Genomic DNA, 13,272 nt, shown 5'->3' with positions numbered 1-13,272 from the left:
GCGCGCGGGGTCGCGATGTGGCACAACAACCTCCATGAGCGACTTCCTGGCCCCGCCCGTCCCGGTCGTCCCCGCCCCGTTCCACACGCCGGAGCGGGAGAAGCTGCAGGAGCAGGCCCGCGCCTTCGCCGCCGAGCGCGTCCTGCCCGCCGCGGACGAGCTGGACAAGGTCAAGGGCGAGATCCCGCGCTCGCTGCTCGACGAGATGGCGGAGCTCGGCTACTTCGGCATCACCGTGCCGCGCGAGCACGGCGGGCTGGGGCTCGGCGCCTTCGAGTACTGCATGATCGCCGAGGAGCTGGCCCGGGGCTGGATGAGCGTGGGCAGCATCATCGCCCGCGCACAGGGGGCGGGCACCGGCGTGGCCGACGAGGCCCGCAGGGCGGAGCTGTTGCGTCGCAGCGCCGCCGGCACGTGGATCGGGGCCATCGCCCTCTCGGAGCCGGAGGCGGGGTCGGACCTCGCCGCCGTCGCCACCCGTGCGGAGCGCGACGGGGACGACTTCGTGATCACCGGTCGCAAGCGGTGGATCGGGAACGCGAAGGCCGCGGACTTCCTGCAGATCCTCGTGCGGACGTCGGACCCGGAGCCGGGGGAGAAGCGGTCCGCGGGGCTGGCGACCCTCGTCCTCGAGAAGGAGCGGGACGCCTTCCCCGAGGGCCTCTCCGGCACCCCGATCGACAAGATCGGGTACCACGGCTTCGTGACGTGGGACCTGGAGTTCGACGGGCTGCGCGTCCCCGCCGCGAACCTGCTCGGCGAGCAGGGCTTCGCGGAGGCCCAGCAGTGGCTCAACATCGCCCGCGTGCACACCGCGGCCCGCGCGGTGGGGCTCGCCCGGGGCGCCGTCGAGGACTGCATCGTCTACCTGCAGGAGCGCGAGCAGTTCGAGCACCCGATCGCCGACTTCCAGGCCGTCCGGTTCAAGCTCGCCACGATGGCCGCGAAGGTCGAGCAGGCGCGGTCGTTCTACCAGCACGTCGCACAGCGGCTGGACCAGGGCGAACCGTGCGAGCGGGAGGCGGCGATGGTGAAGCTGCTGGCCACCGAGATGGCCGCCGAGGTCACCGGGGACGGCATCCAGCTGCACGGCGGCAACGGCTACACCACCGAGCACCGCGTCGAGCGCTACTGGCGCGACGCCCGGCTCACCACGATCTTCGAGGGCACCAGCGAGATCCAGCAGAAGATCATCGCCGACCGGCTGCTGCCGCGGAGCCCGCTCGGCTGACCCAGCTCGGGAGCCAGGCGTCCGGCACCTCGCGGCGGTGCGCCGCGAGGTGTTCGCGCAGCCGCGCGAGGCCGGGGTGCCGGTTGTCGGTGCGCCGGATCAGCGACATCGGGTACACCGGCGCCGGGTCGCGGAGGGGGATGCGGCGCAGGTCGTAGCGGTCCGGCCACAGGTACCGGGAGCCCTCGCCGACCAGCGTCGCGAGCTCCGCCGACTCCGCGATCTCCGCGTGGAAGACCTCGTAGCCGAACACCGGCCCCCGCACGTCGATCGTCAGGCCGAACGCCGCGGCCAGCTCGTCGTAGTAGGTGGCCCACTCGGTGCCGGGCGCGAGGCCGGGCATCCGGATCGGGTGTCCGACGAGGTCGGCGGGCGTGACCGCCGCAGCGTCGGCGAGCGGGTGGCGGGGGCCGACGAGGAGCTGGTGGGGGTCGTCGAGGGCGTGGTCCGCGGCGATCGACGCCGGCAGCGGGCGCGGCACCGCGTGGAAGGTCGCGTCGATCGTGCCGGCCTCCACCGCCGCGACGGCGCCGTCGACGTCCGCGGTGAGGGCCACGACGTCCAGCTCGACGTCCGGGTGCCGCCGGTGGAAGTCCTGCAGGGCACCCGCGGGCGCGATCCGGCGGCTCAGGACGTCCACGCGCAGGGCACGCCGCCCGGGCCGGACGGCCGCCTCCGCCCGGGCCGCGACCCGGAGGAGCTCGCGGGCGTGGGGGAGGAAGGCCTGACCGTCGACGGTGAGGGTGACGCCGCGAGGGGTGCGCGCGAAGAGCCGGACGCCGAGAGCGCGTTCCAGGGCGGCGATGCGCTTCGACACGGCCTGTTGGGTGAGTGCGAGGGCATCGGCCGCGTCCTGGAACCGGCCGGTGTCCGCCGCGGCGACGGCGGTGCGCACGGCATCAAGGTCCACACCGGAACGGTAGTGCCACAACCAGCGGTTGTGACTCGCCGATGGTCGCGTTGTTGGCGTCCGGGTCGGTGATCGGCTTCGGTCCTGGTCGTGGATCGTCGCTTCCGGCTGCTGTGGACCGCCTACGCCCTCAGCGCATACGGGTCGGGGCTCGGGTTCGGCGCGCTGCCGTTGCTCGCCGTGCTGGTCGTGGGCGCCGGGCCGGCCGAGGTCGCCGCGCAGTCCGCGGTGGGCCCCGCCGTGGGCGCGCTGCTCGCGGTGCCGCTCGCGCCGTGGATCGAGCGCCGGCGCAAGCGGCCCGTCATGATCGCCACGGACCTGGTCCGGTTCGCGGCGACGGTCAGCGTGCCGGTGGCGGCCGCGGTCGGTGTCCTCGGCATCGCGCAGCTGATGGTCGTGTCCGCCGTGGTGGCCGCCGCCAAGATCGCCTCCACCGCGGCCACCGGTGCGTACCTCAAGGCGCTGCTGCCGGGGCCGGAGCTGCTCCGGGCGAACTCCCGCCTCGAGTCGACGACCTGGAGCGCGCTCGTCGTCGGGCCGCCCCTCGGCGGAGCGGCGATCGGGCTGTTCGGGCCCGTGACCACCGTGGTCCTCGACGCGGTCAGCTACCTCGCCTCGGCGCTCGGCCTGACGGCGATCGGGGGCGGGGAGACGCGGGCGATCCGGCCCCGGGTCCGCGCCGGCGAGCTGCTCGACGGCTGGCGCCACCTGCTCACCCATCCCGGCCTGCGCGGGCTCTACCTCAACACGATGCTCGTCAACGGGCTGGTCATGGCGACCGAGCCGCTGCTGGCCGTCCTCCTGCTCCGGGACCTCGGGTTCGCGCCGTGGCAGTACGGGCTCGCGTTCGCCGCGCCGTGCCTCGGCGGCCTCGTCGGGTCCCGGACGGCCCGCCGCGTGGTCGAGCGTGTCGGTACCCGGCGCGTGCTCCGGACCGTCGGCGCGGTGCGTGCGGTGTGGCTGCCGGGCCTGGCGTTCGTCCCCGCCGGGGCGGCCGGGCTGGTCACGGTGATCGCCGTGGAGTTCGCGATGATCGTCGGGATGAGCCTGTACAACCCGGTCCTCGCCACGTACCGCCTCGAGCGGACCCCCGACGACCGCGTGGCCCGCACGCTCGCGGCCTGGTCGATCGGCACGGGCACCGCGGTCGCGCTGCTCACCGCCCTGGCCGGGGTGCTCGCCGAGGCGGTGGGCACCCGCACGGCGATCGGCGTCGCCGGGGTGCTGATCCTCGCCGCACCGGTGCTCCTGCCCCGGGCACGAGCCCTGTCCTAGGCTCCTAGTCGCCGAAGCCGGTGATCCAGACGACGGCCTCGCCCGCCTCGTCCGACGCGGCCAGGTCGACCTCGGCGGTGATGGCCCAGTCGTGGTCGCCCTCGGGATCGTCGATCACCTGGCGGACGAGCCAGCGCTCCGGCTCCTCGACGATGTCGATCATCTTGGGGCCGCGGGCGTTCGGGCCGATGCCGATGCCGCCGAAGCCGTGCAGGTCGAAGAAGGGCCGGAACGCCTCCCGCCAGCGGTCCCCGGTCCAGCCGGACTCCTTGTCCAGCTCGCCGAGCAGGTCCCACCGGTTGAGCGAGGCGAGCTCGACCCGGCGGAACAGCGCGTTGCGCACCAGCACCCGGAAGGCCCGGGCGTTACGGGTGACCCCGGCCGGGCCCTGGTCGAGCGACGGGGGAGCGGACTCGTCCTCGACCCCGCCGCCGGCGGCGAGCTTCTCCCACTCGTCGAGCAGGCTGGAGTCGACCTGGCGGACCAGCTCGCCGAGCCACTCGATGAGGTCGGTCAGCTCGTCGGTCCGCGCGTGCTCGGGCACGGTCTGCCGCAGCGCCCGGTAGCAGTCCGCGAGGTACCGCAGCACCAGCCCCTCGGAGCGGGCGAGCTGGTAGAAGGCCACGTACTCGTGGAAGGTCATAGCGCGCTCGGACATGTCCCGCACCACGGACTTGGGCGAGAGCCGGGCGTCCTCCACCCACGGCGCGCCGCGCCGGTAGGTCTCCAGCGCGCCGACCAGCAGCTCCTCGAGCGGCTTCGGGTACGAGACGTCCTCGAGCAGCGTCATCCGCTCCTCGTACTCGATGCCCTCGGCCTTCATCGCCGCGACCGCCTCGCCCTTGGCCTTGTTCTCCTGGGCGTAGAGCACGGGGCGCGGGTCGTCGAGCGTCGCCTCCACCACCGAGACGACGTCGTGGGCGTACGACGGCGCCTCGCGGTCGAGCAGGTCGAAGGCGGCGAGGGCGAACGGCGACAGCGGCTGGTTGAGCGCGAAGTCGAGCTGGAGGTCGCCGACGAGCCGGACCGTGCGGCCCTCGGCGTCGGGCTCGTCGAGCTTCTCCACCACGCCCGCGGCGAGCAGGGCCCGGTAGATCGCGATGGCGCGCAGGATGTGCTTGCGCTGCCGGGGGCGCGGCTCGTGGTTGTCCTCGAGCAGGTGCCGCATCGCGGCGAAGGCGTCCCCCGGGCGGGAGATCACGTTCAGCAGCATGGCATGCGAAACGTGGAAGTGGCTGGTCAACGCCTCGGGCTGGGCGGTCTGCAGCTTCTCGTAGGAGGTCTGCGACCAGCCGACGAAGCCCTCCGGCGGCTGCTTGCGCACCACGCGGCGGCGCTTCCTGGGGTCGTCGCCGGCCTTCTGCAGGGCCTTGTGGTTCTCGATCTCGTGCTCGGGCGCCTCGGCGACGACCGTGCCGACGGTGTCGTAGCCGGCCCGGCCGGCCCGCCCCGCGATCTGGTGGAACTCGCGCGCCTTGAGCGGGCGGGTGCGCCGGCCGTCGTACTTCGACAGGCCGGTGAACAGGACGGTCCGGATCGGGACGTTGATGCCGACGCCGAGGGTGTCCGTGCCGCAGATGACCTTGAGCAGGCCGGCCTGGGCGAGGGTCTCCACGAGCCGCCGGTAGCGGGGGAGCATGCCGGCGTGGTGCACGCCGATCCCGTGCCGCACCAGCCGGGACAGGGTCTTGCCGAAGCCGGCGGTGAACCGGAAGTCGCCGATCAGCTCGGCGATGGCCGCCTTCTCCTCCTTCGAGGTGACGTTGACGCTCATCAGTGCCTGCGCCCGCTCGACGGCCGACTGCTGGGTGAAGTGCACGACGTAGACCGGCGCCTCGTGCGTCTCGAGCAGCTCGGTGATCGTCTCGTGCAGCGGGGTGAGGACGTACCGGTAGTGCAGCGGCACGGGCCGCTCGACCGAGGTGATCTCGCGGGTGGCCCGTCCGGTGCGGCGGGTGAGGTCGTCCCGGAAGAACGAGGTGTCGCCGAGCGTGGCGCTCATCAGCAGGAACTGCGCCTGGGGCAGCTCGACCAGCGGCACCTGCCAGGCCCAGCCGCGGTCCGGATCGGCGTAGAAGTGGAACTCGTCCATCACCACCGAGCCGACGTCGGCCTTCGCCCCCTGGCGCAGCGCGATGTTGGCCAGGATCTCGGCGGTGCAGCAGATGATCTCGGCGCCCTCGTTCACCGCGGCGTCGCCGGTGAGCATGCCGACCTTGTCCGCGCCGAACACGTCGATCAGGTCGAAGAACTTCTCGCTGACCAGCGCCTTGATCGGCGCGGTGTAGAAGGTGCGGGCACCCCGGGAGAGCGCGGCGGCGTGCGCCGCGATCGCGACCAGGGACTTCCCGGACCCGGTGGGGGTGGAGAGGATGACGTTGCCGCCGGTCGCGATCTCCAGCAGCGCCTCCTCCTGGGCGGGGTAGAGCGAGAGTCCCCGCTCCTCGAAGGCCCAGTCCGCGAACACCTCGACCAGGGCGTCCGGGTCGTCGCCGGTGGGCAGGCGGTCGGTGAGCAGCGCGGCGGAGGTGGCGGTCATGATGACACCGATTGTCCACGACTCCCGCCGGCGGGGCCGGGCCGACCTGCCGGGCCAGGCCGAGGAGCAGGAACACGGCGCCGAGCGCGATCCCGATGCCGGAGGCGAGCCGACCGCGAGCCCGGCCGCAGGGAGGTGCGGTGCGCCGACCACCATCCGCCGCACGGGGGGGCGCCCTGGGCGCGCTGCCACCGCCGTACGGCCGATCAGGTGACATCCGGCCCTTTCGGCCGTTTACCGTAGAGATCGTGACAGGGCGGGGAGCGGGCAGCGGCATGCCCGACGTCGTCCCGCCGATGCTCCCCTCCCAGGGGGACCTGGCCGACGGCGAGCGGGGTGGCGACTGGGCGGTCGAGTTCGCCTGGGCGGGCTTCCGCTGCGTCGCGTACGTCCGGCCCGGGCGCGTCCGGCTGCTGTCCTCGACCGCGCGCAGCGTCACCCGCAGCTTTCCGGAGCTCTCCGTGCTGGGCGAGCGGGTGCGCGGCTCCGGCATGGTGCTCGACGGTGTGGTCGTGGCCCTCGACGACGCCGGCCGGCCCAGCCGGCGTCCGCTGATGCGCCGCACCTCGACCGTGGCGCCCTCGGAGTCCCTGCGCGCCCGCGTGCCCGTCGGGTTCGTGGCGACCGATCTGCTCTGGCTCGACGGCCGCGCCTTGCTGCGCCGGCCCTACGCCGAGCGGCGCCGGCTGCTGGAGGGCCTGGACATCGCCGGGCCGCACGTGCTGGTGCCGCCCTCGCACCCGGCGGCGGAGGCCCGGTTCGTGATGGAGGCCGCCGAGCGCTTCGGACTCGACGGGCTGCACCTCAAGCGGGTCGACGCCGCCTACAAGGCCGGCCGGCGCACCCGGGACTGGCTGCGGGTGCCGCTGCGGCGCGCGCGCCCGGTCGTCGTCGGGGGGTGGATGCCGGCCGAGCGGAACCGCCCCGGTCGCGTCGGTGCGCTGCTGCTCGGGATCCCCGAGACCCCGCCCGCGCCGGGCGAGCCCCTCGGCCCCCTGCGGTACGTCGGACGGGTGGGGATCGGCTCCGGGCCCGCGCGCCGCGACCTCGGCGAGCTGCTCCGCACCCTGAACGCACAGATCTCCCCGTTCGCGGCCGCCGGGCCGGGCGCCGTGCCCGAGGCGGTGGCCGCGGACGCTCGCTGGCTCGTGCCCCGGCTCGTCGGGCAGGCCGAGTACCAGGGCTGGACCCGCGGCGCCCACCTGCGGCTGCCGGTGTGGCGGGGGATCCTGCGGCCCGGCGAGGTCGGGCAGCAGGAGTGGGCGGGCACCCCCTGGGACCACGACCGCACCACGCAGGCCGACGACGGGGCGGGGGTCTGGGGCCCGGGCCGGCGCACCGGGCAGGTCCGTCCGCCACAGGAGCACGGCCGGCGCCCGCACGCCGCGCCCGCTCCGGCGGCACCGGCCGCCTCGCCGGCCTCGGCCGGGCCCGAACCGCCCGCCCTCCCCGCGGTGCCGCGCGAGACCACCGGCCTCGCGCCGGCGGCGCCCGCCAGCTCGATCAACCGCAGCCTCGAGCAGCACTTCGTCTACAACGCCTTCAACACGATCGCGGCCCTGATGCGCACCGACCCCGGGCAGGCCCGCGAGCTCCTGCTCGGGTTCGCCGACCTCAGCCGCACCGCCGACCGCGTCGGCACCCCGGAGATCCCGCTCGCCGACGAGCTGGCCGCGGTCCGCGCCTATCTCGCGATCGAGCAGGCCCGCTTCGGCCGCCGCCTGGAGGCGACCGTGACGGTCGAGGACGGGCTCCGGCCGGACGACGTCGCCGTCGCGCCGCTGCAGGTGCTGGTGCTCGTCCGCGAGACGGTGCAGCAGCACATCGAGCCGCGCCCGGAGGGCGGAGCCGTCACCGTCCACGCCGCACCGGACGGAGCGGGCGGAGCCGAGGTCGTCGTCACCGACCGCGGGCACGGCGAGACGCGACTGCGGGTGCCTGCCCCCGCCGCCTGCCCGGGCTGAACACCCTCCTGTGTGAACGGCAGGTGACAACCTGCGAGGTGCCGGTGTGACGTGACGGCGTCGGTCTGCGGCGACGATCAGCGGGACGCTACGGTGCGCGCATGCTCGGCCTTCCCGAGGGCGCCCGCGCCTGCCTGTTCGACCTCGACGGTGTGCTCACCGACACCGCCAGCGTGCACGCGGCGTCGTGGAAGACGATGTTCGACGAGTTCCTGCAGAAGCGGGAGGGCCCGGGCTACCGGCCCTTCGACGTCGCGGCCGACTACGGTCCGTACGTCGACGGGAAGCCGCGGCTGGAGGGCACCCGCAGCTTCCTCGCCTCCCGCGGGATCACGCTGCCCGAGGGCACCCCGGACGACCCGCCCGAGGCCGAGACGCTCTGGGGCCTGTCCACCCGCAAGAACGACCTGGTGCAGGTGGTGCTGCAGGAGAAGGGCGTCGACGTCTACCCGGCCTCGCGGCCGTACCTGGAGGCCGTGCGCAAGGCGGGCCTGAAGGTGGCGGTGGTGTCGTCGTCGGCCAACGCCGAGCAGGTGCTCGACGTGGCGGGTCTGTCCGAACTCATCGACCACCGGGTCGACGGCGTGGTCGCGCGCGAGCGTCACCTGCCGGGCAAGCCGAAGCCCGACACCTTCCTCGCCGCGGCGCAGGACCTGGACGTCCCGGTCGCGGCCGCCGTGGTCTACGAGGACGCGCTGGCCGGCGTCGAGGCGGGCCGGGCCGGCGGGTTCGGCCGGGTCGTCGGCGTCGACCGGCTCGGGCACGCGGACAAGCTGCGCGAGCACGGCGCCGACCTCGTGGTGTCCGACCTCTCCGAGCTGTTGGAGGAGCAGTGGTGAAGCCGGACGCGGGCCGCACGTTCGCGGTCGAGCCCTGGGTCGTGCGCGAGCCCTCTCTCGACATCGCCGCGATGGGCCAGACGGAGTCCGTCTTCGCCCTGTCCAACGGCCACATCGGGCTGCGCGGCAACCTCGACGAGGGCGATCCGCACCACCTGCCCGGGACCTACCTGAACTCGTTCTACGAGGTCCGGCCGCTGCCCTACGCCGAGGGCGGCTACGGCTACCCGGAGTCCGGGCAGACCATCATCAACGTCACCAACGGCAAGCTGATCCGGCTGCTGGTCGACGACGAGCCGTTCGACCTGCGCTACGGCAAGCTCCGCCGGCACGAGCGGGTGCTCGACCTGCGCGCGGGCACGCTGACCCGCGAGGTCGAGTGGGAGTCCCCGGCCGGGCGCGTGGTGCGGGTGCACAGCACGCGGCTGGTGTCGCTGACCCAGCGCGCGATCGCCGCCATCTGCTACGAGGTCGAGGTGCTCGACGAGCCGGCGCTGCTCGTCGTGCAGTCCGAGCTGGTGGCCAACGAGCAGCTGCCCACCCGGGGCGCGGACGACCCGCGCCTGGAGGCCGCGCTCACCAACGCGCTCGAGTCCGAGATGCACCGCGCCGACGAGGCCGGCGCCACGCTCGTGCACAGCACCCGCAGGTCCGGCCTGCGCGTCGCCGCCGCGATGGACCACGAGGTGCACGGGCCCGAGGGCATCAAGATCACCTCGGACGCGACCGAGGACGCCGGCAGCACCACGATCATCGGCCGGGTCAAGCCCGGCGAGACGCTGAAGATCGTCAAGTACCTGTCCTACGGCTGGTCGTCGCAGCGCAGCCTGCCCGCGGTCTACGACCAGGTCCGCGCCGCCCTGGCCGCGGCCCGCTACACCGGCTGGGAGGGGCTGCTCCGGGAGCAGGCCGAGTACCTCGAGGACTTCTGGGAGACCGCCGACGTCGAGATCGACGGCGACGCGGAGCTCCAGCAGGCGGTCCGGCTGGCCACGTTCCACGTGCTGCAGGCAGGTGCCCGCGCCGAGCGCCGGTGCATCTCCGCCAAGGGCCTCACCGCGGACGGCTACGACGGCCACACCTTCTGGGACACCGAGACCTTCTGCCTGCAGGTGCTGTCCTTCCTGGCGCCCGACGCCGCGGCGGACGCCCTGCGCTGGCGGCAGTCGATCCTGCCCAAGGCCTTCGAGCGCGCCCAGCAGCTCGGCCTCGACGGCGCCGCATTCCCGTGGCGCACCATCCGCGGCGAGGAGTGCTCGGGCTACTGGCCCGCCGGTACCGCGGCCTTCCACATCAACGCCGACATCGCCGACGCCGTCCGCCGGCACGTCGCCGCGACCGGTGACACCCAGTTCGAGCTGGAGGTCGGCCTGGAGATCCTGGTCGCGACGGCGCGGCTGTGGCGCTCGCTGGGGCACCACGACTCGGCGGGCGAGTTCCGGATCGACGGCGTGACCGGACCGGACGAGTACTCGGCCATCGTGGACAACAACGTCTACACGAACCTCATGGCGCAGCTGAACCTGCGCTACGCCGCCGAGGTCGCCGCGAAGCACCCGCGCAGCGCGGCCAAGCTGGGCGTGAACTCCGAGGAGATGGCCAGCTGGCGCGACGCGGCGTCGTCGATGCGCATCCCGTTCGACGACGAGCTGCGCGTGCACCCGCAGTCCGAGGGCTTCACGAAGCACAAGATCTGGGACTTCGAGAACACCCCGGCCGACACCTACCCGCTGCTGCTGCACTACCCGTACTTCGACCTGTACCGCAAGCAGGTGATCAAGCAGGCCGACCTCGTGCTGGCGATGCAGCTGCGGCCCGACGCGTTCCCGCCGGAGCAGATGCGCCGCAACTTCGCCTACTACGAGGCGATCACGGTGCGGGACTCGTCGCTGTCGGCCTGCACGCAGTCCATGGTCGCCGCGCGCACGGGGCACCTGGACCTGGCCTACGACTACCTGGCCGAGGCCGCGCTGATCGACCTCAACAACCTGGCCGGCAACACCGACCACGGCATGCACATCGCGTCGATGGCCGGGACCTGGGTGGCGATCACCACCGGGCTCGGCGGCATGACGTGCGACGCGACCGGGCTGGCCTTCGCCCCGGTGCTGCCGGCCGCGCTGAGCCGGATCTCGTTCGGGCTGCGCTGGCAGGGGCGGCACATCCGGGTCACGATCACGCAGGACGACGTCGAGTACCGCCTCGTCAGCGGCCCGCCCATGCGGCTGCGCCACCACGGCGAGCCGGTCGCGCTCGCCGAGGACCCGCAGGTGCGTCCGCTGCCGTCGCCGCCGACGGTGGACCCGGTGGAGCAGCCGTACGGCCGCGCCCCGCGCCAGCGGCACCACGGCGGCTGACCCGGCCGGTACGCCGGAACCGATCGTCCGGGGGATTGCGGAAGGGCGGCCGGGGTACCTCCCGGCCGTGACCGCAGCAGCAGTCGATCCCCCTGCCGGGCTCGTCCGCTCCGACCCCGCCGCGCCGGGGTACGGGCGGCGCCGCTCCGGCCGGGGCTGGGTCTTCCTCGGGCCGGACGGCGACCGGATCGACGACCGCGCGGAGATCGCGCGGATCAAGAGCCTGGTCATCCCGCCGGCGTGGCGCGACGTCTGGATCGCGCCCGACCCCCGCGGTCACATCCAGGCCGTCGGGACGGACGACGCAGGCCGCCGCCAGTACCGCTACCACGACGACTGGCGTCGCGCCCGCGACGAGGAGAAGCACGACCGCGTGCTCTCCCTCGGCCGCCGGCTGGCCGACATCCGCGGCGAGATCACCACGCGGCTGGAGGACAGCGGGCTGCACCGCGAGCGGGTGCTGGCCGGGGCCGTGCGGATGCTCGACATCGGTGTGTTCCGTGCCGGGGGCGAACAGTATGCCCCGAGCTGCGGCGACGACGGCTCCGACAACTGTGCCGACGGAACCGGCTCCGCCGGTTGTGGGCACGACGGCGACGACCACGACGACTCCGGCACGTTCGGGCTCGCCACCCTGCGCCGCGACCACGTGTCGCTGCGCCGGGGCCTGATCCACTTCGACTACCCGGCGAAGGGCGGGGTGCCGCGCAAGCTGGACCTGCGCGACCCGCTGCTGCACCGGCTGGTCAACGGGCTGCTGCGGCGCAAGGGCGGCGGCGAGGACCTGCTGGCCTACCGCACCGGCCGGTCGAGTTGGCACGACGTGCGCTCGGAGGACCTCAACACCGCCGTGAAGGAGCTGGCGGGGGAGCAGTTCACCTGCAAGGACCTGCGCACCTGGAACGCCACCGTGCTCGCCGCGGTGACCCTGGCCGGGGCGGTGGCCGAGGAGGGCCGGGTGCCGTCGGCCGAGCGGGCGCGGGCCCGGATGGTGCGCCGCGCGATCACCACGGTGTCCGACCACCTCGGCAACACCCCGACCGTCGCCAAGAACTCCTACGTGGACCCGCGCGTGGTCGAGCGGTTCGAGGAAGGGCGCACCGTGCTGGTCGCCCTGCAGCGGCTGGAGGTCCCCGACCTCACCGACGACCACAGCCGGGCCGCGGTGGAGCGGGCCGTGGTGCGGCTCGTCACGGGCTGAGCCGCACCCCGGCGCACGCCTCGGTCGTTCCACGGTCGTTCCACGGTCATTCCTCGCCCAGGCGCTGCCGCAGCTGGGCGAGCGTGCGGGCCAGCAACCGGGAGACGTGCATCTGGGAGATCCCGATCTGGTCGGCGATCTGCGTCTGGGTCTTGTTGCCGAAGAAGCGCAGCACCAGGATCGTGCGCTCGCGCTGCGGCAGCTCGTCGAGCAGGGGCGCCAGGGTCTGCCGGTACTCGACCTTGTCCAGCTCGGCGTCGGCCTCGCCGAGGGTGTCGGCGAGCGGGGAGTCGGCGCCGGCCACCAGCTCGTCGAGCGACGGGCCGCGGTAGGCCTGCTGGGCGTCGAGCCCCTCCAGGACCTCCTCGGCCGAGAGCCCGAGCCGCTCGGCGATCTCCGACGGCTTCGGCGCACGGCCCAGCTCCTGGGACAGCGGCCCGATCGCGCCGTTGATGGAGCTCTGCATCTCCTTGAGCCGGCGGGGCACCCGCATCGCCCAGGTGCGGTCGCGGAAGTGCCGGCGGACCTCGCCGGTGATGGTCGGGATCGCGTAGGAGAGGAAGTCGACCCCGCGGTCCGGCTCGAACCGGTCCACGGCGTTGATGAGCCCGACGGTGCCGGCCTGCTCCAGGTCGTCGACGGGCTCGCCGCGGTTGGCGAAACGGCGGGCGATGTGCTGGACGACGGGGAGGTGGCCGGTGACCAGCTCGGCGCGCAGCGCGTCGCGGTCGGGATGGTCGGCGGGGAGCGCCACGAACTTCTCGAACAGCGGGGCGAGGTGCGCGTACTCCGAGTCCGACCCCTGCCCGTTCGGGGCGGGGGCCTGCGCGGAACGCGGGTCCCGGTCAGCCACGACGCCCCGGGGAACGGTCTGCGATGTGCGACGCCACGCAGGGATCTACCCGACGGCCCCGATCCTTCAAACGCGGCCACCCGGCCGGGGAAATGCGGGCGGA

The 13,272-nt window shown here is 73.8% G+C and carries 9 protein-coding genes; 6 read left to right on the top strand and 3 right to left on the bottom strand.

Features of this window, described 5'->3' with window-relative positions:
* Window positions 1-34 precede the first annotated feature (34 nt).
* Window positions 35-1,231: an acyl-CoA dehydrogenase family protein gene (locus tag LWC35_RS05180; RefSeq protein WP_232868713.1), complete on the top strand. Its 1,197-nt coding sequence runs from the start codon at window positions 35-37 to the stop codon at window positions 1,229-1,231.
* Here the strand turns inward: LWC35_RS05180 and LWC35_RS05175 are convergent.
* Window positions 1,191-2,141: a LysR family transcriptional regulator gene (locus LWC35_RS05175; protein WP_232868712.1), complete on the bottom strand. Its 951-nt coding sequence runs from the start codon at window positions 2,139-2,141 to the stop codon at window positions 1,191-1,193. The two genes, LWC35_RS05180 and LWC35_RS05175, sit on opposite strands and share 41 nt — an antisense overlap.
* A 90-nt stretch (window positions 2,142-2,231) precedes the next feature.
* On the opposite strand from LWC35_RS05175, the gene LWC35_RS05170 reads away from it, so the two are divergent.
* A complete protein-coding gene (locus tag LWC35_RS05170) occupies window positions 2,232-3,416 on the top strand; it encodes an MFS transporter (RefSeq protein ID WP_232868711.1) in 1,185 nt (394 codons plus the stop codon).
* 4 nt (window positions 3,417-3,420) lie between these two features.
* On the opposite strand, the gene LWC35_RS05165 is transcribed toward LWC35_RS05170, so the two are convergent.
* On the bottom strand, window positions 3,421-5,955 hold the full coding sequence (locus LWC35_RS05165) for a DEAD/DEAH box helicase (RefSeq protein ID WP_232868710.1): 2,535 nt from the start codon (window positions 5,953-5,955) through the stop codon (window positions 3,421-3,423).
* A gap of 248 nt (window positions 5,956-6,203) precedes the next feature.
* Here LWC35_RS05165 and LWC35_RS05160 point away from each other — a divergent pair, with 248 nt between their 5' ends.
* From LWC35_RS05160 to LWC35_RS05145, 4 genes are all read left to right on the top strand, one after another.
* A complete protein-coding gene (locus LWC35_RS05160; RefSeq protein ID WP_232868709.1) occupies window positions 6,204-7,919 on the top strand; it encodes an ATP-dependent DNA ligase in 1,716 nt (571 codons plus the stop codon).
* A gap of 101 nt (window positions 7,920-8,020) precedes the next feature.
* Entirely contained in the window at window positions 8,021-8,758 is a 738-nt protein-coding gene (locus LWC35_RS05155) for a beta-phosphoglucomutase family hydrolase (RefSeq protein WP_232868708.1), read from the top strand.
* Window positions 8,755-11,115, top strand: coding sequence for a glycoside hydrolase family 65 protein (locus LWC35_RS05150; protein WP_372462992.1), 2,361 nt, complete (start codon window positions 8,755-8,757; stop codon window positions 11,113-11,115). Before LWC35_RS05155 ends, LWC35_RS05150 begins: the two co-directional genes overlap by 4 nt.
* A 67-nt stretch (window positions 11,116-11,182) precedes the next feature.
* Window positions 11,183-12,316, top strand: coding sequence for a DNA topoisomerase IB (locus LWC35_RS05145; protein WP_232868706.1), 1,134 nt, complete (start codon window positions 11,183-11,185; stop codon window positions 12,314-12,316).
* A gap of 46 nt (window positions 12,317-12,362) precedes the next feature.
* Here LWC35_RS05145 and LWC35_RS05140 read toward each other — a convergent pair whose 3' ends face one another.
* Entirely contained in the window at window positions 12,363-13,169 is an 807-nt protein-coding gene (locus LWC35_RS05140) for an RNA polymerase sigma factor SigF (protein WP_232868705.1), read from the bottom strand.
* Between the last annotated feature and the right edge of the window lie 103 nt (window positions 13,170-13,272).

Origin of the sequence: Pseudonocardia kujensis (assembly GCF_021283305.1) — a bacterium.
Taxonomy (GTDB): domain Bacteria; phylum Actinomycetota; class Actinomycetes; order Mycobacteriales; family Pseudonocardiaceae; genus Pseudonocardia; species Pseudonocardia kujensis.
The sequence above is the reverse complement of the archived record's forward strand: the minus strand, read 5'-3'. Positions and strand labels throughout refer to the sequence as shown.

What these genes read in the sequence shown, in the direction of transcription:
- LWC35_RS05180 (WP_232868713.1), top strand. Translation starts at nt 35, where the DNA reads ATGAGCGACTTCCTGGCCCCGCCCGTCCCGGTCGTCCCCGCCCCGTTC.
- LWC35_RS05165 (WP_232868710.1), bottom strand. Translation starts at nt 5,955, where the DNA reads ATGACCGCCACCTCCGCCGCGCTGCTCACCGACCGCCTGCCCACCGGC.
- LWC35_RS05155 (WP_232868708.1), top strand. Translation starts at nt 8,021, where the DNA reads ATGCTCGGCCTTCCCGAGGGCGCCCGCGCCTGCCTGTTCGACCTCGAC.